Below are 22044 nucleotides of genomic sequence, written 5' to 3' on the forward strand. Positions count from 1 at the left end.
CCGCGCCCCTGACGGCCCTTCGGGCCGCCTTGGTGCGGATGGGGCAGATGGGGGCCGTGGGGGCGCGAGGAACTGCGCGGGGTGGGAGGCGTAGGTCTGATGGCCGGGGCGGAGGGTCACTTGCAGGTGGGGGTCCGTACCCGGCACGAGGGTGGCTGTCTTCCGTCTCGCGCAGTTCCCCGCGCCCCTGTCGGCCCTTCGGGCCGCCACGGTGCGGCGGAGCCGTGCGCCGTCGTACACCTGTGTCACCCGGACGCCGTCGCGTCGTGGTCGGTCGTGTGCGGTGGGTTCTGCCTAGCCTCGTAGCGGTAGGTGGACCGAGGAGGACGCATGCGACAGGCCGGGGTCTGGTTGGTGGGCGGCAGTGTGCTGCTGGTGGCGGCCTGCGGGGGTGCGGCGGAACGTTCCTCCCAGAGCGTGCCCGAACCGCCGGTGAGCGTGGCGCCCAGCCCCAGCCCCAGTCCGTCACCCACGCCGGAGCCCTCCCCGAGCCCCGGGCCGGGGGAGACCGACGTGGCGCCGCTGGCCGCGCAGATCGCCCTGGCCGTCCCCGCGGAGCCGGAACGCCCTGACTGTGCCCGGGACCTGAGCCGGGATCAGCTCCCGCCCGCCTACAGCGAGGGTCCGGCGGTCTGGCTCAGCAGCGCGGCCAACGGCCCGGTGGAGCTGCGGCTGACCGAGCCGGTCGCGCTCTGCCTGCACGGCTTCCGGGCGGACCAGGAGGTGGCCGTGACGCTCGCGGTCGGCAGCCGGACCTTCCGGACCGGGGTGCTGCCCCGGGCGGAGGCGGTGGCGGAGGGGGAGGAGCCGGCCGAGGCGCTGTTCGGCGGGGCCGGGTTGGTGGTCTACGGGGAGGACGGGGCCGTCCAGGGCAGCCGGCCCTGGCGCTTGGTGCCGCCGAACGTGCCCCGGGAGGCGCTTGCCAAGGCCGGTTCGTTCCAACTCACCGCCCAGCAGGGCACCTTGACGGCCCAGCACGGCCAGGGCGTCGCCCTGCCGGACCATCCGGGGGCGGACGCCCCGGCTGCACCGGTCGGCACCGCCCGCCACCTGGTGGTCTCCGGCTACCGGCCCGGCGAGATGGTCCCGGTCGGCCTCTACCGGCTGGGTGACGCGGGTGACCGGGCGGACCTGGCGAGCCGGGTGGGGGAGGTGGTGATGCCGGTCTCGCGGGTGGCCGTCTTCACCCTTCCGGCGGGTGCGGTGCCGGCCGACGGGGGTGCCTACTGCGTCGCGGTGCCCCTTGGGGGGCCGGGCAACTGCCCGAAGGTTTGACGGAGTTGTCGCGCGTCCGGTCTTGCGGGCCGGGCGCGGGCACGGTTCAATCTGTCTTCGTTAGGAAAGTTTCCTAACTTCCGCTTCCCCCACGGAGTTCCCCATGACTGTCGTGCGCCGCCGTACCGCGATCACCGGCCTGCTGGCCGCCGCCGTCTCCCTCACCCTGGTCACCGGCACCACCGCCCAGGCCGCCGGGGCGGGTCTGGACGACCCGGCGAAGAAGGAGATCGCGATGAAGCTGGTCTCCAGCGCGGAGAACTCCTCGCTGGACTGGAAGGCCCAGTACAAGTACATCGAGGACATCAAGGACGGCCGGGGCTACACCGCCGGGATCATCGGCTTCTGTTCCGGCACCGGCGACATGCTCGACCTGGTCGAGCACTACACCGACCTCAAGCCCGGCAACATCCTGGCCAAGTACCTGCCCGCGCTGCGCAAGGTGAACGGCACCGAGTCGCACGCCGGCCTCGGCTCCGCCTTCGAGAAGGACTGGGCCACCGCCGCCAAGGACTCGGTCTTCCAGCAGGCCCAGAACGACGAGCGCGACCGGGTCTACTTCAACCCGGCGGTCAAGCAGGCGAAGGCCGACGGCCTGCGCGCGCTGGGCCAGTTCGCCTACTACGACGCCATCGTGATGCACGGCAACGGCGGCGACTCCACCAGCTTCTCCAACATCCGCAAGCGCGCCCTCGGCAAGGCCAAGACCCCGGCCCAGGGCGGCGACGAGACCACCTACCTGAACGCCTTCCTGGACGCCCGGGTCTGGGCGATGCAGCAGGAGGAGGCGCACAGCGACACCAGCCGGGTGGACACCGCCCAGCGGGTCTTCCTGAAGGCCAAGAACTTCGACCTCAACCCGCCGCTGAAGTGGAAGGTCTACGGCGACAGCTTCAGCATCAACAGCTGACGGTAACGTTTGGAAATCCGCTGCGCGGCTGTGATCACATGACCGTTCCGGTCCCCCGGACGGTGGGGGCACAGTGAACGGGATCGCGGCGTGAACTCCGAACAGAGCAGTCCTCCTCCGTCCTCGCCGTGGCAGGCACCGCCGCAGTGGCAGGAGGCTCCGGCGCCGCCGGTCGCCCTCCGGTCACTGCGCGGTCCTGCGGTGGCGGCGATGGTGATGCTGGGGCTGGTGGTGCTGGTCGACCTGCTGGACGCCTTCGTCTCGCTGGTGGTCCGGGCGGACTACCAGCGCCTGGTGGACGACCCCGGCCTGCCGGGCGACCTCACGGTGGCGGACGAGGTGGTCGGGGCGATGGTCTCGATGGTGTCCATGGTGGCCTTCGTCGTCTGCGGCCTGGTCTTCCTCTTCTGGTTCCACCGGGCCCGCGGCAACGCGCTGGCGCTGGCGCCCTGGCAGCGGCAGAGCCGGTCGCCGGGGTGGACGGTGTGGGGGTGGATCGTCCCCGTGGTGTCGTTCTGGTTCCCCTACCAGATGACCCGGGACGCCTGGCGGGCCACCGCCCCGCAGGAGGGCCCCGCGCCCGCCACCGGTCTGCTCCGCTGGTGGTGGGCGCTCTGGCTGGTGGGCCAGGGGGCCGGGATGGTCGACGCCCAGGTGTACGGCGCCGCGAGGGAGCCCGCCGAGTACGTGCTCAGCTTCTCCCTGACGGCGGCCACCGACCTGCTGGACGCGGTCGCGGCGGTGCTGGCGATCCTGGTGGTCCGCCGGCTGACGGCGCTTCAGACCGCCGCGATCGCCCGGTACGCCGCCGGGCCGCAGGTGTCCTGGCAGTGGGCGGCATCCGGTCGGCAGCCGTAACGGCCGCCGGGCCGACGGGCGGTGGCCGCGGAGCCCCGGGGTGGTGTGGGCCGCCCCGGGGCTCCGGCGCGTCAGCAGCCGTTCAGCACCGAGGAGAGCGCGGACTTCTCGGCGCTGTCCACCGAGAGGCCGTAGTAGTACTTCACCTGGACCCAGGCCCGGGTGTAGGTGCACTGGTAGGCGGCGCGCGGCAGCCAGCTGGACGGGTCCTGGTCGCCCTTGCTGCGGTTGCTGCTCGCGCTGACGGCGATCAGCTGGGGGCGGGTCAGGTCGTTGGCGAAGGCCTGGCGCTGGGCGGTGCTCCAGGCCCAGGCGCCGGAGCGCCAGGCCTCGGCGAGCGGCACCATGTGGTCGATGTCCAGGCTGCCGGAGGCGGTGAAGGTGAGGGCGTCGTACTGGCTGTACCAGGAGCCGGAGACCGAGGCGCAGGCCGAGTCGGTGACCACGCCGGAGCCGTCCCGCTTGAGCACCGTCTCGCGGGTGTTGCAGGTGCCCGAGATGGTGATCCAGTGCGGGAAGAGCGCCCGGTCGTAGGTCGACTCGTGGGATTCGGCGCTCACCGTCAGCGAGGCCAGGTAGCTGCGGGCGGTGGCGGCCGAGACGGGAGTGGGCAGGGCGGCCTGGGCCGGCGCGGCGGCGGTCAGCAGGGCGGCGGCGCCGAGCAGTGCGGCACCGGTGGCGGCGAGGGCACGACGGAATCGGGGCATGGCGAACTCCAGCACGGTGAGGGGGAGTTGACGACCCGTGGGCTGCGGGCAGCCTGGGGTGGCATGGCCCCGCCATCATGGTGCAGGTGGTGTTTACGCGGGTAGACCCCGGAGGTGAATTTCTCGCTCCGGACGTGCACAGCGGATGCGCGCCGGCCGCGTGACGTCGACCATGGGAACGTCCAGCCACGCTCCACAGGGAAGGACCGCACCGTGTTCGAGAAGCTGAAGAACATGATCAAGGGCCACGAGGACACCGCCCGCTCCGGCGTCGAGAAGGCCGGCGACATGGTGGACGAGAAGACCGGCGGCAAGTACGCGAGCCAGGTCGACACCGCCCAGCAGAGGATCAACGAGCAGCTCGGCACCCACCAGGAGCCGCCCGCCCCGCAGTAGCCGTGGGTACGACGGGAGGCCGGAGCCCCTCAGGGCTCCGGCCTCCCGTGCTGCGCGCCTGAGGTCAGGCGGCGGTGTAGTCGTAGAAGCCCCGGCCGGACTTGCGGCCGAGCAGGCCCGCGTCGACCATCCGGGAGAGCAGCGGGGGAGCGGCGTACAGCGGCTCCTTGTACTCGTCGTACATCGACTCGGCGATCGAGACGATGGTGTCCAGGCCGATCAGGTCGCACAGCCGCAGCGGGCCCATCGGGTGGGCGCAGCCGGCCTCCATGCCCTTGTCGATGTCGGCGGCGGTGGCGACGCCGGACTCGAACATCCGGACGGCCGAGAGCAGGTAGGGCACCAGCAGCGCGTTGACCACGAAGCCGGCCCGGTCGCGGGCCCGGATCGGCTCCTTGCCGAGCACCTGGACGGCGAACTCCTCGACCCGGGAGGTGGTCTCGGCGGAGGTGGTCAGGGTGGGGATCACCTCGACCAGCTTCTGCACCGGCGCCGGGTTGAAGAAGTGCAGGCCGATCACCTGCTCCGGGCGGGAGGTGGAGGCGGCCAGCTTCACGATCGGGATGGAGGAGGTGTTGGAGGCCAGGATGGCGTCCCGGCGCTCGACCACCTGGTCCAGGGTCTGGAAGATCTTCGTCTTGACCTCCTCCTGCTCCGCCACCGCCTCGACCACCAGGTCGCGGTCGGCGAAGTCGGCCAGGTCGGTGGTGAAGGAGATCCGGGCCAGCGTCTCGTCCCGCTGCTCCTCCGTCAGCTTGCCGCGCCGGACGGCGGTCTCCAGCGAGTTGGTCAGCCGGGTCCGGCCGAACTCCAGGGCCTCGCCGGTGGCCTCCGAGACCAGCACCTCCAGCCCGGCCCGGGCGAACACCTCGGCGATGCCCGAACCCATCAGTCCGCAGCCGACTACCCCGACGCGCGCGATGTCACTCACTCAGTTGCCCTTCACGGTGGAGCTGGGGGTGGCCCAGCGTGCTCTGACGGGTGGTGCGCCGGTGTCGTGGCCGTACGCGCCGCCCGGACGACCGTACTACCCGGCTACCGGCGAGTACATCTGCGGTCCGTCATGTGATCCCGCCCTCCCCGGTGATCGAACGGTGCGGGTGCGCACCCTGAGCCGATCGGATGACAAGCGGCCCGGTGATCCACAGCGGCCCCGGGGCGGGCCCGAAGAATCGGCGGCAGGACAGCAGCAGTCGAGGAGGGAGCAGGCCACCATGCCGAGCGGATCGCTGGTAGGACAGGTCGCGCTGATCACCGGGGCCGGGCGCGGCATCGGGCGGGAGCTGGCGGTCGGGCTGGCCGCCGAGGGGATGGCGGTCGGGCTGCTCGGACGCAACCACGACAGCCTGACCGAGACGCTGCGCGAGTGCGTCCGGCACGGGGCGCGCGGGGTCGCGGTGACGGCGGACGTGACCCGGCACGGCTCGGTCCGGGAGGCCGTCCGGGCGGTGGAGCGCGACCTCGGGCCGGTGGACCTGCTGGTCAACAACGCCGGGCAGGTGGACCGCGAGGAGGTCCCGCTCTGGGAGACCGACCCGAACCAGTGGTGGCAGGTGGTGGAGACCAACCTGCGCGGCCCGTACAACCTGCTGCGCACCGTGCTGCCCGGCATGGTCGAGCGGCGGCGCGGCCGGGTGGTCAACCTCAACTCCGGCTTCGCGCTCCGCCCGGACGGCCACTACACCGCCTACGCCACCTCCAAGGGCGCCCTGCTCAAGCTCTCCGACAACATCGCCGACTCGCTGGCCGAGCGGCGGGTGGTGGTGCTGGACATCAGCCCCGGCGCGGTGGCCACCGAGATGACCGCCGGGATGCCGATGTTCCGCGACATGAAGGCCTGGGGCTCCATCCCGTACATGGTGGCCGTCACGGTGGACGCCGCCCGCGGGCGGTTCGACGCCCTCCACGGACGCTTCATCCACGCCGGGCGGGACAACCTGGAGCTGCTCTGCGAGCGGGCGGAGCAGATCCGGGAGAGCGACGCCCGGACGCTGCGGCTGCGCCCCTACGGGGAGGACGACCCGATGGCCTGAGGCGCCGTCAGGAGACCGGCGGCGTCCAGCCGGTGGCCTCCTTCCAGGCCAGGTGGGCGCCGTGCACCCTGGCCCAGAGCCGCTCGCGGTCCGCCCCGTCCAGGCCCAGCGGGCCGTCCAGCGCGAGGCCGAACGGGCCGGTCAGCAGCGCGTACCAGGCGTCCGGGTCGGTGTACTCGGTGACCGTCCGGCCCTCGGCGGTGACCCGCACCAGCACGCAGCCGCGCAGCGTCTCCACCACCTCGGCGTCCCGGCGCAGCACGGTGGCCACCCGGACGAACGGGGACTCCGGCGCGGTCGAGAGCCACTGGTGCTGCGCCCGGAAGTCGGCCATCCCGGTGGCCGGGCCCTCGCGGAAGTCCATGCCGGTGAAGGAGCCCTGCGGGTCGTTCGCCAGCCGCCAGCCCCCGGGCTCGGCCGCCGAGGCGGCCAGCACGAAGGTGAGCGGCGCCTGACGGTACGTCCCCTCGCGCAAGGGCAGCGGCTCGTGCAGCGCGTCGCCGAGGCCGACGTCCACCAGGAACTCCCGGCCCTCGCAGCGCACGGTCAGCGCGAGGTGGTTGGCGTCCGCGCCGGCCGGGTCCTCGGGGCCGCTCTGCACCCCGCCGACGTGCAGCCGGACGTCGTAGCCGAGCGAGGTCAGCAGGGCGGCGAAGGCGCCGTTCAGGTGGAAGCAGTAGCCGCCCCGGCCCGCGGCTATCCGGCGGGCGGAGTCGGCCGGGTCGATGGTGGTCGGCCGGTCGAGGTGGATGTCCAGGGTCTCGTACGGCACCCGCTCGACGTGCGCCCGGTGCAGGGCGAACAGCGCGGCCACCGTCGGCGGCCCCGGATGCCCGGTGCCCAGGCGCTCCAGGTAGCCGGCGACCAGCTCGGCCGGCAGCTCGGCGGGCTCCGCCTGACGCTCCGTCGCCCCGGCCGGCCGGGGCGGGCCCGCCAGCACCTTCGCGTCGGCCACCCGGCGGTACCCCTCGCGCAGCTCGCCGCCGCAGTGCGCCAGCACCTCGGCCACCGCCGCCGCGAACGGCCCGGCGGGGCCGCCCGCGAGCAGCCCGAGGTAGCTGTCCAGCAGCCGGCCGCCGAGCTCCGGGTGGGCGGCGCGCAGCATCCGGGGCAGCCACTTGCCCTTGCCCTGCCAGTGGCCGCCGCTCGACAGCAGCAGCTCGGAGGCCCGCTCCAGCACCTGGGCGGCGATCACCGCCCGCTCCTCCCGGGGCCGCTCGTCCGCCAGGTCGTCGTACAGGTCGGTCAGCAGGTACCGCCGGGTCTCCAGGGTCTCCGCCGGGACGGGCGCCGGCCCGGCCGCCAGCAGCCGGGCCGCCTCGGCGCGGAGCTCGGCGGCGGTGCCGTCGGCGTCGCACAGGGTCAGACCGGTGGCGCACATCGAGATCAGCGAGGGCACCGCGTGCACCCGGTCCCAGTCGAAGAACGCCCGGGTCGAGGACGGCGTCTGGACGAACAGCTCGACCGGCCAGCCCTCGAAGCGGACCGTCTCCCGGTGGACCTCGAACCCCTCGGGGCGGATCACCACCAGGTCCAGGTCGGACCCGGCCGTCGCCTCCCCCCGGGCGGTGGATCCGCCGAGGAAGGCGGCGACCGCCTCCGGGAAGGCCGACTTGACGAGTTGCTGCGCCGCTGCGAGGGGATCGGTCATGCCGGAGATGATCGCTCAGCGGCCCGGCCCCGCGCAGCCCCTTTTGCCGCTCGTGACCTGCTGACGAGGGCTCAGGTCAGCTCGTCGGCCAGCAGGTCCATCAGCAGGCCGTCGTGCCAGCTGCCGTCCGCGCCGCGCTCGTAGCGGCGCATCACGCCGACCGGGCGGAAGCCGGCCTTGGCGTAGCAGCGGATCGCCGCCGCGTTGTCGGCCGCCGGGTCGATCACCAGGCGGTGGTGGCCGAGGGTGGTGGTGAGGTGGCGGGCCAGGGTGCGGACCGTGTCGGTGCCCAGGCCCCGGCCGTGCACCGAGGGGTCCAGGAAGAGGTCGATTCCCGCGTGCCGGTACTCCGGGTCGGTCTCGGCGTACCACTGCACCGCGCCGACCACCCGGCCCCCGTGCTCCACCGCGAACACCTCGGTCTCCGGGTCGGCCAGGTCCTCCGCCACCTCGGCGAGCAGGTCGGCGCTGCCGCGCCAGCGGGCCCGCACCTCGGGGGTGTCCCGGATCTCGGCCAGCCGGGGGACGTCGTCGGCGGTGGCGGGGCGCAGCGTCACGGCGTCGCCGTGCAGGATGGTGGCCATGCCACCGACCTTAGGGGTTGTCTCCTCGGTGGGGTCGGCTGTGACACCGTGCGGCTCCGCCGCTTGGGCGGGCGCCGCCGGACCACGTACCTCTCTGGCTTCTCGTCGGTCGCCGATGCTCCCGTGGACTTCCCCCGGCCTCCGGCCGGGAGGTGCCTCCGCCCCGCCTTCGGCGTCCCAGCCTCCGGCCGGAAGGTGCCCCACCCCGCCGCGTAGTCCCACGACGCCCGGCCAGGTGGCGGAGCCGCACGGTGTCACGGCCGACCCCACCAAGGAGACAGCCCCCGGGCCGCCGGGCCGGACGGGGCCAGTCAACGGGCCGTCAGGAGCCGTGCGGGGCCACGTCCGGGGGCCACTCGCGGGCGAGCAGCGCGTAGACGTACTCGCTGCCCCAGCGGTCGCCGTCCAGGTCGTTCTCCACCAGGTGCGCCTCCCGGCGCAGGCCGAGCCGTTCGCACACCCGGACCGATCCGGTGTTCAGCACGTCGAGGCGGGCGAACAGCCGGTGCACCCCCAGGGTGCCGAAGGCCAGCCCGGCGGCGGCCCGGGCCGCCTCGGTCGCGTAGCCCCGGCCGCCGGCCCCGGGGTGGAAGACCCAGCCGATCTCGGCCTGGCGGGCCCGGGCGTCCGCCAGCTTCAGGACGATCTCGCCGACCACGTCCGCCTCGCCCGCAGGCTGGACGGCGAGCACCAGCGCGTCGCCGTCCGCGGTCCAGGACGTCCCGGCCGCGCGCTTCGCCAGGCTCTCCGCGCACTGCTCCCTGGTGAGCGGCGGCCGGTAGAGGTAGCGGGCCACCTCGGGCAGCCGCTGGTACGCGTGCACCGCGTCCAGGTCGTCCGGGGTGAACGGGCGCAGCACCAGGCGTTCGGTGCTGACGGGCAGTGAGAACGGCGTCATCGGTTCCGGGACCCCCTCGTGGCGGACCGTCAGGCTAGCCGACCGGCCGCCGCCCGTCGGGGCCCCGCCTGCCCGCGCGGTCCGGCGCCGTGCAGCTCGGTGGAGACGGACGGGCCGCCGATGTGCGGCCTCGCCCACGCCGTCGAGGTGCACGGCGCCGCCCCCGGCGACCGCACCGCCACCGCGCACCGCTGCCTGGCCGTCCTCCCTGCCGGGCTGCGCGCCGGGCCGGACGGCGACGCAGCTCGGATAGCCTGAGGGCACGATGGAAACCTTCACCACGCCCTGGGGCGAGCTCGAACTCAGCCGTTACCCCGACGACCCCCGGAACCTCCTGCGGGCCTGGGACGCGGCGGACGACTACCTGCTGCGCCACCTCGCCGGCACCGACGACGCACCGCCCGTCCCGCTGACCGGCCGTCCGGTGGTGTTCGGCGACCGCTGGGGCGCGCTGGTCACCGCGCTGGCCGCGCACCGCCCGGTGCAGATCTCCGACTCCCACCTCGGCCGGCAGGCCACCCGGGCCAATCTGGCCCGGGCCGGGGTGGCGGAGGGCGAGGTGGAGCTGCTCACCACCCAGGACCCGCCGCCGGAGCGGATCGACGTGCTGCTGGTGCGGGTGCCCAAGAGCCTGGCGCTGCTGGAGGACCAGCTGCACCGGCTGGCCCCGGCCGTGCACGCCGGGACGGTGGTGGTGGGCACCGGCATGGTGACCGACATCCACACCTCCACGCTGCGGCTGTTCGAGCGGATCATCGGCCCGACCAGGACCTCGCTGGCGGTCCGCAAGGCCCGGCTGATCTTCTGCACCCCGGACCCGGCGCTGCCCCGCACCGCCAGCCCGTGGCCGCTGCGGTATGCGCTGGAGGAGGGCATCGGGCCGGTCTCCGGACGGACCGTCACCAACCACGCGGGCGTGTTCTGCGCGGACCGCCTGGACATCGGCACCCGCTTCCTGCTGGCCCACCTGCCGCCGACCACCGGGGCGGTCCGGATCGCCGACCTGGGCTGCGGCAACGGCGTGGTCGGCACCGCCGCCGCGCTGGCCAACCCGGCGGCCGAGCTGCTCTTCACGGACGAGTCGCACCAGGCGGTGGCCTCGGCCGAGGCCACCTTCCGGGACGCGCTGGGCCCGGCGGCCAAGGCGACCTTCACCGTGGGCGACGCGCTGGCCGGGGTGGAGCCCGGCACGCTGGACGTGGTGCTCAACAACCCGCCGTTCCACAGCCACCAGGCCACTACGGACGCCACCGCCTGGGGCATGTTCACCTCGGCCCGCCGCGCGCTGAGCCCGGGCGGCGAGCTCTGGGTGGTCGGCAACCGGCACCTGGGCTACCACGTCAAGCTGAAGAAGCTCTTCGGCAACTGCGAACTCGTCGCCAGCGACCGCAAGTTCGTCCTGCTGCGGGCCGTCCGCCGGTAGCCCTCAGCGGCGCCAGTACAGGTGGTGGGTGACGCCGCTGGGGCTGGGCACCACGTCCCGGTGGAAGCGGTCGAGCAGGTCGTCCGGCGAGTCCCACAGGCGCAGGCCGGTGCCGAGCTCCAGCGGCGAGACCACCACGTGCAGGGTGTCGACCAGGTCGGCGTCCAGGAACTGACGGATCGTGGTGACCCCGCCGCCGAGCCGGACGTCCTTGCCGTCGGCCGCCTCCCGGGCCCGCTCCAGCACCGCCGCCGGCTCGCCGGAGACGAAGTGGAAGGTGGTGTCGGAGAGCGTGATCGAGGGGCGCTCGTGGTGGGTCAGCACGAACACCGGGGTGCGGAACGGCGGCTCCTCGCCCCACCAGCCCTGCCACTCCAGGTCCTGCCACGGGCCGCGCTGCGGGCCGAACTTGTGCCGGCCCATGATCTCGGCGCCGATGTTGCGGGCGTAGTCCCTGGTGAAGAGGTCGTCCAGGCCCCGGCTGCCGCCCGGGTCGGTGCGCATCGGCCAGCTGGCCGTGGCCCCGGCCCAGGCGAACAGCCGGCCGGGGTCGACGTGGCCGAACGGGCGCTCCAGGGTCTGGTCCTCGCCCGCTCCGATGCCGTCGGCGGAGACGTTGAAGTTCTGCACCCTCAGCAACTGCTCGGCCATGCGTGGTACCTCCGGCGGTCCTGGCGTGCGGACCGGGCGGCCCGCACGCTACGAGTCTGCCCCGGAGGGTACGGGTCGGGACTGACGCCACACCCCCGTGGCGGCGCCGGTCCTGACGGCCGGTCAGGCGCCGTACACCTCGGCGAGGAAGCCCTCGACCACCGCGGTGTAGAGCTCCGGCCGCTCCATGGCCGGGATGTGCGCGGTGCCCGGGATGTCGGCGACCCGGCCGTTCGGGGCGCCCTGGGCGAAGGGGGTGGCCAGCGAGAGCAGGGCGGGGGAGTCCAGCGCGCCGCCGGCCGCCAGCACCGGGACGGTGACCTCGGCGGCCCGGGCCAGGGTGCCGGGCACCTGGAGGTGGTGGTTCGGCTCGTCCGGGGTGTGCTTCATGATCGTGCGCAGGGCCATGTCCCGGCGCCGGCGCACCAGTTCGGGGTCGAGGTCGGCGACCTCGCGGTGCGGGCCGGCGATCCAGAGGGCGAGCGAGTCGAGCCAGCCCTCGATGTCGCCGGACATCAGGGCCGTGTTGTGGACCACGTGGCCGCGGTCGTTCCACTCGTCGGTGACGGTGGGCTCGTGGGTGCCGCCGCCGCTGATCAGGATGCCGGCCACCAGCTCGGGGTGTTCGAGGACGGTCTCGACCGCGATGGTGGCGCCCATCGAGAGGCCGACCAGCACGGCCGGGCCGAGGTCGAGGTGGCGCAGCAGGGCGGCCAGGTCGTCGCACTGGCGGAACGGGCGGCTCGCGTTGGCCGAGGCGCCGTGGCCCCGGGCGTCCGGGGCGATCACCCGGTGGGAGGCGGAGAGCGCCTCGACCTGGGCGTCCCACATGGTGAAGTCCATGAAGCCGCCGTGCAGCAGCACGACCGGGCGGCCGGAGCCGGCGTCGCGGTAGGCGAGCGGGCCGTCCTCGGACTCGAAGGTGCGGATGGTGGCGGCGTAGGACTGCTCGGTGGCGTTCGTCATGACAACCAAGGTGCCATGTCCGGGGAGAGATGACAACCCAGTTGTCATTCTGCTCGGGAAATTGGCACCTCGGGTGTCATGATGGGTGGGTGACCGCCAACGACGCACCCCGTGAACCCGACCTCGCCCCCCGGCTGATGGAGGTCTTCGCCCTGGTCGGCCCGCTCTACCGGCGGGTCCAGCGCAAGGTGGAGACGGACGTCCCCGAGCAGGGGCTGTCCGTCGGCGTCCGGGCCGTGCTCGACCTGATCCGCGAGCACGGGCCGATGACCGTCCCGCAGATGGGCCGGGCCCAGGCCCTGAGCCGCCAGTTCGTCCAGCGGATGGTCAACGACGCGCTGGCGGCCGGCCTGGTCGAGGCCGTCCCCAATCCGGCCCACCAGCGCTCCTCGCTGATCCGGCTGACCGACGGCGGCCGGGCCGCCATCGCGGCCGTGCTGGCGCGGGAGCACGGCCTGCTGCGGCAGATCGGCCCGGACGTCAGCGAGGCGGACGTGGCGACCACCGTCCGGGTGCTAGGCCGGATGCTGGAGCTGTTCGACGACGTGGACGTGAACTGAGCGTCCGTCAGAGGGTCGGCGGCTCCTCGACGGTGAAGTCCCCGGGGGCGGGCTCCTGCTCGGCGAACACCTCCCCGGCGGCCAGCCGGGCCCGCAGCCGCAGCACCGCGCCCGGCGCCACCCCGACCAGCTGGGCCGGTCGGATGTCCAGGTCGAGCGGGCGGCCGGTGCGGGCCGAGAGCAGGTCGGCGAAGCCCGGGACGGGGGTGGCCGAGAGCAGGTCCACCCGGGCCAGCTGCCAGCCCGGCAGCCGGGGGTGCGGGGCCGTGCTCACCAGGCGGACCCGCAGGGCGGTCAGGTTCTCCAGCGGCGCGACCATCGGCTCATGCCTCCACGGGGGTCGGGGCGCCGGCCAGCAGCGCGGCCAGGGCGGCGGCGATCGGCAGGCCGGTGTGCGATTCGTAGTAGCTGTGGGCGGGCATCGGATTCACCTCGAAGCACACCCAGGCGCCGTCCGGCCGCAGCCGCAGGTCGATGCCGGCCAGCGGCAGCCCGAGCGCGGCGGCCAGCGCCACCGAGCGCTCGGCCACCTCGGGCGGCAGCCGGTAGCGGGTCAGCTCGGTGCGCAGCCCGTCCCGGTCGGCGTAGCGGTAGTCCACCGCAGCGCTGTCCACCGCCGCCGCGTACACCTCGCGGCCGACCACGTGCACCCGTACGTCCCGGCCCGGCACGTACGCCTGGAACTGGGTCGGCAGCCCGCGTACCAGGTGCAGGCGTGACTCGTCGTCAGGTGTCAGCTCCCGGACGATCGAACGGATGCCGCTGACCGACTTGTAGACCACCCGGCCGTGCTCGGCGCGGAACTCCCGCACCTCGGCCGGATCGTCCGTCACCAGGGTCTCCGGCACCGGGAAGCCGGCCCGGGCGATCAGCTGGGCCTGGTACGGCTTGGAGGAGTTGGATTCCATGGCGAGCGGACGGTTGACCACCAGGGTGTCCGCCCAGTCCAGCCAGTCGGTGAACCAGCGGTGGAAGGCCGCCGCCCGGGCCCGCGCCGCCGCGTCCTGGCCCGGGGCGGCGGGCAGTTCCAGTGGCCGGGCGTACACCGCGCCGACCTCGGCCAGCTCCACCTGCCGCCCGTCCACCGCCAGGCGGCCCGGCACACCGGTGCCGCAGACGAAGTCGTACCGGGCCAGCCGGGCCTGGTCCACCACCAGGTGCGGGTACCCCGCCCGCCGGGCGGCTGCCACGGTCCGGCCCAGCGGCGGGTCCTCGGGACGGCCGTAGAACAGGATCACCGCACGGCCTCCGGCGCCCGGGCGGACACGGAGGCGGGCCCGGCGCCGGGCGCCGATCGCCGGGCCGCGTCGCCTGTCGCCGGCGTGACGGTCGCGGCGGGGCCGGCTGCCGCCGTGCCGTGCAGCCAGTCGGCGACGGCGGTGCGGTGGGCCCGGAGGGCGAGCGGCGGGAGCAGGTCGATGCCGGTCAGCAGGCCGCCGGGGGCGAGCCGGAGTTCGAGCAGGGTGGTGCCCAGGCGGCCGGCGAGCAGCCGCAGCTGCGGGCCGTACGGGGTCTCGCCGCCGGTCAGCCCGGTGCCGCAGAGCAGCAGCCGGGTGGACGGGCCGGGGGCGGGGTGCACCTCGGCGGGGACGGGCGCGGCCGGGCCGCCGGGCCAGGCCAGTTCGGGCACCAGCACCTCGCCGGGCCCGGCCCCGAGCAGCCCGGCCCGGGTGGCCCGCCCGGTCCGGGCGACCGGCAGGCCGAGGTGCTCGGCGAGGGCGAGTGCGGTGGCGGCCGACAGCGGCCCGGGCGCCGTGCCGCAGGCGTGCACCGGCCCGAGCACCCGGCTCCCGAGCCCGAGCAGCCAGGCGGCCAGCAGGGCGTACCGCTCGGCGCGTGCGTAGTCTCGGTCCTTGGCGGTGGTGCCGGTGCAACCGCCTCCGGGGGCGGACGGTGACGCGCCGTCAGGGGCGGGGGTGCCCGGCAGCGGCAGTGGGGTGGTGGGCACGGTGGGCGCGGGGTGGCCGCAGGAGCGGCCCGTGGGTGCTCCGGTGCGGGCGTCAGCCGGTCCACCGGTACCCGGTGGGTGGCCGCCCAGGTCTCCCCGGGCGGACGCGCCTGCCGGGCCCTCGTCGCCGGGTGCGGCCCGGGCACCGGGACCGGACGGCCCGGGGCGGTGGGCCGCGCCGGGGGCGGCCTCCGGTGCGCGCCCCGTCCGGGTGGGCGGGAGCGGAAGGTGCGTCAGCCGGTGCAGCACCGCGCCGATGCCGTCGTCCGTCAGCCGCTCACCGCCGGGGAGGGTGAGGGTGGTGCGCGGCCTGCCGGCCGCGTCGGTCCGGTGCGACCAGCGGGCGCGGAGCAGGTCGGTGGGGCCGAGCAGCAGGACCCGGCCGGCCCCCGGGCGGGCGGCCAGCTCGCGGGCGATCGCCGCCGCGCCGTGGTCGGCCCGGTCGGCGAGCACGACGACGGTGCGGGTCACTGCGGCGGCAGGGTGTCGAAGGCCCGCTTGGCCTGCGGGTCGCCCTCGGCGACCGCCTGCCGCAGGCCGTCCGCCTCCGGGTCGTGGCCCGGGCCGCCCACCAGGTCGGGCCGCAGCTCGGCACCGATGAAGGGCTCGGTGCCGGTGAACGCCCCGCCGCCGGTGTACTCCCCGTCCACCGCCGGACCGCCGTCCCCCTGACCGCCCGTCAGGAACTGCTCCACGGCGGCCAGCCGGACCTGGAGGTCGAGCACCGCCTCGGTCAGCGGATCGCCGGCCGCCGCGCCGCCGCCGCGCCCGAACGGTGGCCGCTCGGGCCGCTTGTGCTCCAGCCGGTCCTTGGCGTCCTTGCGCTCCTTGTAGGGCTCCTTGCTGTCCTTGCGCTCCTTGCCGCCGTCCTTCAGCTCCTTGGACAGCGGCTTGCCGCAGGAGACCGAGACGGTGGCGGTCATGCAGACCGCCGGGGCCGGGATGCCGGTGACGGAGACGCAGGTGTCGGCCCCGGCGAAGGACTTGGAGCTCGGGGTGCTGGTCGCGGTGAACTCGGTGCGGCCCGCGCTGCCGGGGTACGGGTCGCCGCCGTCGCCCCGGTTCCGGGCCAGCTCCAGGTCGCGGCGGTCGTCCGCCTGGACCAGGCCGACCTTGTAGTGGTTCTCGTCGGTGTTCCCCGGCCTGGTCTCGTCCACGTGCCAGATCAGCAGGCCGGAGCCGGGCAGCGAGACGTCGTAGCCGGTCTGCTGACGGTTCTCCACCAGGAAGTACTCGCTGCCGCCCGCGCCGTCCTTCCAGAGCCGGTGGACGGTGTGCCCGGTCTTCACGTCCTCGAAGGTCACCGGGCCGCCGGAGGTGACCACGGTGGTGCCCGCCCAGCCCTGGTTCACCTTGCACCAGGCGGACGGGTGGGTCGGCACGTCGCCCCCGCCGCCCCAGGAGCCGCCGCCCATCAGGCACCAGTTCCCCACCCCCTCGGAGGTGCCGTCGGTGTCGTACAGGTCGGGGAAGCCGAACAGCAGGTGGCCCAACTCGTGGGCGCAGACGCCGATCTTCGCGTCCTCCGGGATGGTGAGGTAGGCGAAGACCTTGGTGCCGTCCGCGTTCTGCACCTCGGGGAGGGTCCACTTGTGCGACCAGATGTCGCCGGGAGCGCCGGTGGCCTCGCCGCCGGAGCCGGCGTGCACCACGACGAAGGCGTCCACGAAGCCGTTGCCGTCGTTGTCGTACGGGGTGAAGTCCACCGTCGGGTCGGCGGCCAGCAGGGCGTCCCGGGCCATCAGGTGCGCCCGGGGCTCGCCGGTCGGACGGCCGATGCCGAAGTTCCCGTTGGCGTACCAGGCCAGCGGCTTCGGCAGCCGGAGCGGGCCGACCACCTCGCCGACGATGTCCACCAGACCGTGCGTCACCTCGCGGTAGTACTCCCGCACCGAGCCGTGCGGCAGCTCGCCGAGCGAGAAGAACAGCTGCTCGAAGTGGGCCTGACCGGCCGTCAGGGCCCGGTCGGAGAAGTCCGCCAGCACCACCACCACCCGCACCGCGCCGCGCAGCGGGGCGCGCTCGGCCGCCGCCTGCTTGATGGTGGTGTAGGGGGTGCCGAGCGGGAAGTCCTCGGGCGGGAAGATGGCGCCGTCGTCGAAGCCCAGCCGGTGCGGCGTGCGTCCCACCGCGAACTGTCCGGCCAGCTCGTCCGGCCCGGAGCGGAGCCGGGCCAGCTCCTGCCGGAGCCGGTCGCGGAGCTCGGGGCTGGGGGCGACGGCGCAGAAGTCGGACCAGACGGCGCGGGGCGAAAGCTCGGGCATGGCGGCTCCCTCGGCAGCGGGCTGCGATCTGCTGACTACGGATGGTAGTGGCGCGGATCCGCGGGCGATACCGCCGTGCGAGGGAGTCGCCTTGGGAATTCAGCCCTGTTCGATCACGAAGCGTTCCGTCTCGGACTTGCTGACGCCCAGTCCGGTCAGGATGCCCGCACCGTCCTCCAGCTCCAGGGCGGCCAGCACCACGTGCTCGGTGCCCACGTGCTGGTGGCCGAGCCGGACGGCCTCGCGGAAGGTCAGCTCCAGCAGCTTCTTGGCCGCCCCGTCGTACGGGATCAGGGCCGGCTGGTGCTCGGCCGGGGTGGGCAGGGTGGCGGTGGCGGCGGCCCGCAGCGCCTGCGCCGTCACACCCTGGGCGGCCAGCGCCCGGAAGCCGAGCGAGTCCTGGGTGACCGTCAGGCCGAGCAGCAGGTGGGCGGTACGGATCTCGTCGCCGCCCGCCGTCCTGGCCTCCTCCTGGGAGGCGATCACGGCGGTGCGGGCCGCGTTGTCGTACTTCTTGAACGCCTGGGTCATGTCCAGGGCGCCCGCCTCGCCCGGGTCCTTGGGCACGAAGCGCTTCTGTGCCGCCTGGCGGGTGACGCCCATGCTGCGCCCGATGTCGGTCCAGGAGGCGCCGGAGCGGCGGGCCTGGTCGACGAAGTGCCCGATCAGGTGGTCGGCCAGCTCGCCGAGGTGGTCGGCCGCGATGACCGCCCCTTCGAGCTGGACCAGGGAGTCGGCGGGGTGGTCCTTCTTGATGGACTCGATCAGGTCGTCGAGCCGTACCGGAGTCGTCATGCTGTCAACGTTAGGTTGACAGCTGTTGGGTGTCAACCATGAGTTGACAGTTCCTCGGCGGGGCAGAACGCGTCCCGGGCCGGGCGCCGGCCGGTGGTCAGGAAGTCGGTCGCCAGCCGGTCGCCGCAGGCGTTCCCGTTGGCGGCGTAGACGTCGTGGCCGCCGGAGTCGACGGCGACCATCCGGGCCCGCTGGCCGAAGGCCTGACGGAGCTTCAGGGCGCCGGCGTAGGGGGTCGCGGGGTCGCGCAGGTTCTGCACCAGCAGCACGTTCGGCGGGCCGGCCGGGGTGATCCGGACCGGGGGTTCGGCGGGGGCGGGCCAGAAGGCGCAGGGCATCACGTTCACCGGCATGCCGGCCGTCAGCGGGTGCTTCGCGCGGGAGTCGGCGACCGCCCGGGTGTACCCGGCGGGGTCGCGCGGCCAGGCCACGTCGTTGCAGAGCACCCCGACCGAGACCGCCACCGTGTTCTGCAGCGCGGCGTCCGGCGGCAGTTGCGGGGCGGCCGGGGTGCGGCGGGCCAGCCCGTCGGCGATCAGTCGGGCCAGGCCGGGGAAGCGCTCGTCGTCGTACAGCGCGTTGAGCAGCGCCTCGCGGAGCGCGTTGCCGTCCAGGACGGCCGGGTTGGCGCCGGGCCAGGGCAGCGGCTCGCGGTCCAGCCGGGCGGCCAGCTCCAGGAAGAGCGGGCGGACCTGCTCGGGCCGCTCGGCCAGCCTCAGCGGACTGTCCGGTGCGGCGGCCCAGCGGGCGAAGTCGGGGAAGCGGTCCTCGGCGCCCGGGCCGAAGGCGGCCAGCCAGCCCCGGCCGACCTTCGCCGGGTCCGGGTCGTCGTTGCTGTCCAGCAGCACCCGGTCGGTGCGCTGCGGGTACATGGTGCTGTACACCGCCCCGGCGTAGGTGCCGTAGGAGATGCCCCAGAGCGAGAGCTTCCGCTCCCCGAGGGCCTGCCGGATCCGGTCGATGTCGCGGGCCTCGTTGGCGGTGGAGAGGCTGCGCAGCACCGGGCCGCCGTTGCGCAGGCAGGTCTCGGCGACCCGGCGGGCGGTCTCGGTGTTCGCCGTGGTCGAGCCGTCGGCGGCGGGCCAGGGGCGCAGCTTCGTCATCGACAGGTCCTCGTGGGCCAGCCCGCAGCTCACCGGCGTGCTCCGGCCCACCCCGCGCGGGTCGAAGCCGATCAGGTCGTACCGCTCCCGCACCTCGCGCGGCAGCTGCTTCGCGGCCTTGCCCGGCCAGTCGACCGCCCCGCCGCCCGGGCCGCCGGGCACCATCAGCAGGACGCCCCGGCGGAGCTCCGGCCGCTCGGCCGGGATCCGGGAGACGGCCAGGGTGATCGTCGGGCCGTCCGGGACGGCGTGGTCGAGGGGTACTTCCACGGTGGTGCAGCGCTGGCGCGGGTCGAGGCCCTGGCCCGGGCAGTCGCCCCAGGCGGGCCGGGCGGCGGCGGTGGCGCCGGGGGCGGCCAGGCCGAGCAGGGCGGCGGTGACGGCGGTCGCGGTAGCCAGGGTGGCGAGTCGGTTCCTCATGCCCGGAAGTCTGCTCGGCCGGGCCGCGCCGCCCCATCCGGCCACCCGGCCGGTCCGGGGTGGGGTGTTCCCCACCCCGGCACGGGAGTTGACGTCAGGTCAGCGGTCGAAGCGGTGGTCGAACGGCCGGCCGGGGCAGCGGTGGCACTCGAAGAGGTAGACCCCGCCCAGGCCGCCGAGCCGCAGCTCGGGCCCGACGGTGGCCGGATCCTCGCCCGCCGGGCCCCAGGCCGGGTTCAGCGGGTACTCGCTGCTCTCGATCGACAGCAGGTGCGTCATGGGGGAGCGGCAGCTCCGGCAGTCCGGCCGGCGGGGGTCCTGGCACCAGGCCGGGTAACCGCCCAGCTTGATCCCCGGCGCGGTGGAGAGGTGGTTCTGGTAGTCCCACCAGCGCTCCCGCTCGACCTCCTCGAAGCGCGGTTCCAGCCGCTGCCAGAGCTCCTCCGGCAGGTCCCAGCTCGGGTACTCCGTCACCGCCTCCGGGTGCACGGTGCACGGGCGGGGCAGGTAGACCCGTTCCGCCTCCGCGGGCGGCGGTGGAGCGGTGGCCAGGGCGACGCCCCCGGCGGGGGCCGCACGCCAGACCACCAGCGGCTCCACCCACCGGCCGTCGTGGTCGCGCGGGCACCAGAGCACCTGGAGCAGGTCGCGGTCGGCCGGGTACGGCACCACCTGCTCCGGCAGGTCGTCCCGGCGGACCTGGACCACGGCCACCATCGGCGAGCCGGAGTGTTCGGGGCAGAGCGGCCAGGGCTCGTCGGCCGGCCAGAGCAGCGGCCCGCCCACCGAGCTGTCCCGGCGGCCGGGCGAGCCGGCCCGGGGGTGCAGGCGGACGGCCCGGCGGCGGTGGGGCACCACCTCGGGGAAGAGGCGTTCGACGTCCAGCGGGCGGCTGGGGGTCCGGGGGTTCACCGGGCGCACGGTACCGGCGGCGGGGAGGGCTCCGCACCGGGGTTTCCGGAGGCTGTCGGTGCGCCGGTCCGGCTGGCAGGATGGCCGCTCGGAGGCCCCGGCCGAAGCGCTTTGCATGGCCATGCATTCTGATGCATACTCTTCCCATGTCCAAGGTCCTCACCTCCCTTCCCACCGGCGAGCGAGTCGGTATTGCCTTCTCCGGCGGTCTCGACACCTCGGTGGCCGTCGCCTGGATGCGTGACAAGGGCGCCGTGCCCTGCACGTACACGGCCGACATCGGCCAGTACGACGAGCCCGACATCGCCTCGGTGCCCGGCCGCGCCAACGCCTACGGGGCGGAGATCGCGCGCCTGGTGGACTGCAAGGCGGCCCTGGTCGAGGAGGGCCTGGCGGCGCTGGCCTGCGGCGCGTTCCACATCCGCTCCGGCGGGCGGGCGTACTTCAACACCACCCCGCTCGGCCGGGCCGTCACCGGCACCCTGCTGGTCCGGGCGATGCTGGAGGACGGCGTCCAGATCTGGGGCGACGGCTCCACCTACAAGGGCAACGACATCGAGCGGTTCTACCGCTACGGCCTGCTGGCCAACCCGCACCTGCGGATCTACAAGCCCTGGCTGGACGCGGACTTCGTGACCGAGCTCGGTGGCCGCAAGGAGATGTCCGAGTGGCTGGTCGCGCACGGCCTGCCCTACCGGGACTCCACCGAGAAGGCGTACTCCACCGACGCCAACATCTGGGGCGCCACCCACGAGGCCAAGACCCTGGAGCACCTCGACACCGGCATCGAGACCGTCGACCCGATCATGGGCGTGCGGTTCTGGGACCCGTCGGTGGAGATCGCCGCCGAGGACGTCACGATCGCCTTCGAGCAGGGCCGCCCGGTCTCGATCAACGGCAAGACCTTCGCCACCCCGGTCGACCTGGTGATGGAGGCCAACGCGATCGGCGGCCGGCACGGCCTCGGCATGTCCGACCAGATCGAGAACCGGATCATCGAGGCGAAGAGCCGCGGCATCTACGAGGCCCCCGGCCTGGCGCTGCTGCACATCGTCTACGAGCGGCTGGTGAACGCGATCCACAACGAGGACACCATCGCCGCCTACCACAACGAGGGCCGCCGCCTCGGCCGGCTGCTCTACGAGGGCCGCTGGCTGGACCCGCAGGCCCTGATGGTCCGTGAGTCGCTCCAGCGCTGGGTCGGCGCCGCGATCACCGGTGAGGTCACCCTGCGGCTGCGCCGGGGTGAGGACTACTCGATCCTCGACACCAAGGGCCCGGCCCTCAGCTACCACCCGGACAAGCTCTCGATGGAGCGCACCGAGGACGCCGCCTTCGGCCCGGTCGACCGGATCGGCCAGCTGACCATGCGCAACCTGGACATCGCCGACTCCCGCTCCCGGCTGGAGCAGTACGCCGCGCTCGGCCTGGTCGGCGAGGCCCCCGGCGGCCAGCGCTCGATCGGTGCCGCCCAGGCGGCCTCGACCGGCCTGATCGGCGCGATGGACCAGGGCGGCGCCGAGGCCATCGCCTCCACCGTCGAGCCCACCGCCGAGGAGGCGGCCCTCGACCGCGCGGCGATGGAGTCCGGCACCGACTGACCGTCAGCCGCCGCACCCCGTACGGAGTCCGGGCCCCGACAGGCACACGCCCTGTCGGGGCCCGGGCTCGTCCCCGGGCAGAATCGGCG

General features: G+C 74.3%; 23 protein-coding genes. 9 read left to right on the top strand and 14 right to left on the bottom strand.

Going from position 1 to position 22044, the window contains the following annotated elements; all coding sequences use genetic code 11:
* Nucleotides 1-330: 330 nt before the first annotated feature.
* From ACIRBX_RS17210 to ACIRBX_RS17220, 3 genes are all read left to right on the top strand, one after another.
* Complete coding sequence (locus ACIRBX_RS17210; RefSeq protein ID WP_402297493.1) at nucleotides 331-1275, top strand: hypothetical protein; 945 nt, start codon at nucleotides 331-333, stop codon at nucleotides 1273-1275.
* A gap of 103 nt (nucleotides 1276-1378) precedes the next feature.
* Nucleotides 1379-2185 (top strand): chitosanase, encoded by an 807-nt coding sequence (locus ACIRBX_RS17215; protein ID WP_402297495.1) that lies wholly within the window; start codon nucleotides 1379-1381, stop codon nucleotides 2183-2185.
* 90 nt (nucleotides 2186-2275) lie between these two features.
* On the top strand, nucleotides 2276-3043 hold the full coding sequence (locus ACIRBX_RS17220; RefSeq protein ID WP_402297496.1) for a DUF4328 domain-containing protein: 768 nt from the start codon (nucleotides 2276-2278) through the stop codon (nucleotides 3041-3043).
* Between the two features lie 71 nt (nucleotides 3044-3114).
* Here ACIRBX_RS17220 and ACIRBX_RS17225 read toward each other — a convergent pair whose 3' ends face one another.
* On the bottom strand, nucleotides 3115-3750 hold the full coding sequence (locus tag ACIRBX_RS17225; protein WP_402297497.1) for an HNH endonuclease family protein: 636 nt from the start codon (nucleotides 3748-3750) through the stop codon (nucleotides 3115-3117).
* A 213-nt stretch (nucleotides 3751-3963) separates the two neighbouring features.
* On the opposite strand from ACIRBX_RS17225, the gene ACIRBX_RS17230 reads away from it, so the two are divergent.
* Nucleotides 3964-4146: an antitoxin gene (locus ACIRBX_RS17230; RefSeq protein ID WP_402297499.1), complete on the top strand. Its 183-nt coding sequence runs from the start codon at nucleotides 3964-3966 to the stop codon at nucleotides 4144-4146.
* Between the two features lie 64 nt (nucleotides 4147-4210).
* Here ACIRBX_RS17230 and ACIRBX_RS17235 read toward each other — a convergent pair whose 3' ends face one another.
* Nucleotides 4211-5077 (bottom strand): 3-hydroxybutyryl-CoA dehydrogenase, encoded by an 867-nt coding sequence (locus tag ACIRBX_RS17235; RefSeq protein ID WP_402297500.1) that lies wholly within the window; start codon nucleotides 5075-5077, stop codon nucleotides 4211-4213.
* A gap of 283 nt (nucleotides 5078-5360) precedes the next feature.
* Here ACIRBX_RS17235 and ACIRBX_RS17240 point away from each other — a divergent pair, with 283 nt between their 5' ends.
* A complete protein-coding gene (locus ACIRBX_RS17240) occupies nucleotides 5361-6179 on the top strand; it encodes an SDR family NAD(P)-dependent oxidoreductase (RefSeq protein WP_402297502.1) in 819 nt (272 codons plus the stop codon).
* Nucleotides 6180-6186: 7 nt separating this feature from the next.
* Here the strand turns inward: ACIRBX_RS17240 and ACIRBX_RS17245 are convergent, their stop codons facing one another.
* From ACIRBX_RS17245 to ACIRBX_RS17255, 3 genes are all read right to left on the bottom strand, one after another.
* Nucleotides 6187-7830 (bottom strand): arylamine N-acetyltransferase, encoded by a 1644-nt coding sequence (locus tag ACIRBX_RS17245; RefSeq protein ID WP_402297503.1) that lies wholly within the window; start codon nucleotides 7828-7830, stop codon nucleotides 6187-6189.
* Nucleotides 7831-7901: 71 nt separating this feature from the next.
* Complete coding sequence (locus ACIRBX_RS17250) at nucleotides 7902-8414, bottom strand: GNAT family N-acetyltransferase (RefSeq protein ID WP_402297505.1); 513 nt, start codon at nucleotides 8412-8414, stop codon at nucleotides 7902-7904.
* A 322-nt stretch (nucleotides 8415-8736) separates the two neighbouring features.
* Nucleotides 8737-9312, bottom strand: coding sequence for a GNAT family N-acetyltransferase (locus tag ACIRBX_RS17255; RefSeq protein ID WP_402297506.1), 576 nt, complete (start codon nucleotides 9310-9312; stop codon nucleotides 8737-8739).
* 18 nt (nucleotides 9313-9330) lie between these two features.
* Between ACIRBX_RS17255 and ACIRBX_RS17260 the strand changes: the two genes are divergently transcribed.
* Entirely contained in the window at nucleotides 9331-9570 is a 240-nt protein-coding gene (locus ACIRBX_RS17260; RefSeq protein WP_402297507.1) for a hypothetical protein, read from the top strand.
* A 7-nt stretch (nucleotides 9571-9577) separates the two neighbouring features.
* Nucleotides 9578-10735 (top strand): methyltransferase, encoded by a 1158-nt coding sequence (locus ACIRBX_RS17265; protein ID WP_402297508.1) that lies wholly within the window; start codon nucleotides 9578-9580, stop codon nucleotides 10733-10735.
* Between the two features lie 3 nt (nucleotides 10736-10738).
* Here the strand turns inward: ACIRBX_RS17265 and ACIRBX_RS17270 are convergent, their stop codons facing one another.
* Both ACIRBX_RS17270 and ACIRBX_RS17275 read right to left on the bottom strand, forming a co-directional pair.
* Nucleotides 10739-11386 (bottom strand): dihydrofolate reductase family protein, encoded by a 648-nt coding sequence (locus ACIRBX_RS17270; RefSeq protein WP_402297509.1) that lies wholly within the window; start codon nucleotides 11384-11386, stop codon nucleotides 10739-10741.
* 123 nt (nucleotides 11387-11509) lie between these two features.
* Nucleotides 11510-12352, bottom strand: a complete 843-nt coding sequence (locus ACIRBX_RS17275) for an alpha/beta fold hydrolase (protein ID WP_402297511.1) — start codon at nucleotides 12350-12352, stop codon at nucleotides 11510-11512.
* 137 nt (nucleotides 12353-12489) lie between these two features.
* Between ACIRBX_RS17275 and ACIRBX_RS17280 the strand changes: the two genes are divergently transcribed.
* Complete coding sequence (locus tag ACIRBX_RS17280; protein WP_402297646.1) at nucleotides 12490-12912, top strand: MarR family winged helix-turn-helix transcriptional regulator; 423 nt, start codon at nucleotides 12490-12492, stop codon at nucleotides 12910-12912.
* A 7-nt stretch (nucleotides 12913-12919) separates the two neighbouring features.
* Here the strand turns inward: ACIRBX_RS17280 and ACIRBX_RS17285 are convergent, their stop codons facing one another.
* From ACIRBX_RS17285 to ACIRBX_RS17315, 7 genes are all read right to left on the bottom strand, one after another.
* Nucleotides 12920-13231: a hypothetical protein gene (locus tag ACIRBX_RS17285; protein WP_402297513.1), complete on the bottom strand. Its 312-nt coding sequence runs from the start codon at nucleotides 13229-13231 to the stop codon at nucleotides 12920-12922.
* 4 nt (nucleotides 13232-13235) lie between these two features.
* Entirely contained in the window at nucleotides 13236-14150 is a 915-nt protein-coding gene (locus ACIRBX_RS17290; protein WP_402297515.1) for a RimK family alpha-L-glutamate ligase, read from the bottom strand.
* The gene (locus tag ACIRBX_RS17295; protein WP_402297516.1) at nucleotides 14147-15331 is read right to left on the bottom strand and encodes a hypothetical protein; all 1185 of its coding nucleotides are present in this window, start codon (nucleotides 15329-15331) and stop codon (nucleotides 14147-14149) included. The genes ACIRBX_RS17290 and ACIRBX_RS17295 overlap by 4 nt, the downstream gene beginning before the upstream one ends.
* Nucleotides 15328-17124, bottom strand: a complete 1797-nt coding sequence (locus tag ACIRBX_RS17300; protein WP_402297518.1) for a M6 family metalloprotease domain-containing protein — start codon at nucleotides 17122-17124, stop codon at nucleotides 15328-15330. Before ACIRBX_RS17300 ends, ACIRBX_RS17295 begins: the two co-directional genes overlap by 4 nt.
* 99 nt (nucleotides 17125-17223) lie before the next feature.
* Nucleotides 17224-17919, bottom strand: coding sequence for a Clp protease N-terminal domain-containing protein (locus ACIRBX_RS17305; RefSeq protein ID WP_402297521.1), 696 nt, complete (start codon nucleotides 17917-17919; stop codon nucleotides 17224-17226).
* Nucleotides 17920-17951: 32 nt separating this feature from the next.
* On the bottom strand, nucleotides 17952-19442 hold the full coding sequence (locus ACIRBX_RS17310; RefSeq protein WP_402297523.1) for an alpha/beta hydrolase: 1491 nt from the start codon (nucleotides 19440-19442) through the stop codon (nucleotides 17952-17954).
* Nucleotides 19443-19541: 99 nt separating this feature from the next.
* Nucleotides 19542-20354 (bottom strand): DUF1963 domain-containing protein, encoded by an 813-nt coding sequence (locus ACIRBX_RS17315; protein WP_402297525.1) that lies wholly within the window; start codon nucleotides 20352-20354, stop codon nucleotides 19542-19544.
* A gap of 146 nt (nucleotides 20355-20500) precedes the next feature.
* Between ACIRBX_RS17315 and argG the strand changes: the two genes are divergently transcribed.
* Nucleotides 20501-21955 (top strand): argininosuccinate synthase, encoded by a 1455-nt coding sequence (argG, locus tag ACIRBX_RS17320; RefSeq protein WP_402297527.1) that lies wholly within the window; start codon nucleotides 20501-20503, stop codon nucleotides 21953-21955.
* Nucleotides 21956-22044: the final 89 nt, after the last annotated feature.

Source organism: Kitasatospora sp. NPDC096147, from assembly GCF_044763225.1.
GTDB lineage: Bacteria > Actinomycetota > Actinomycetes > Streptomycetales > Streptomycetaceae > Kitasatospora.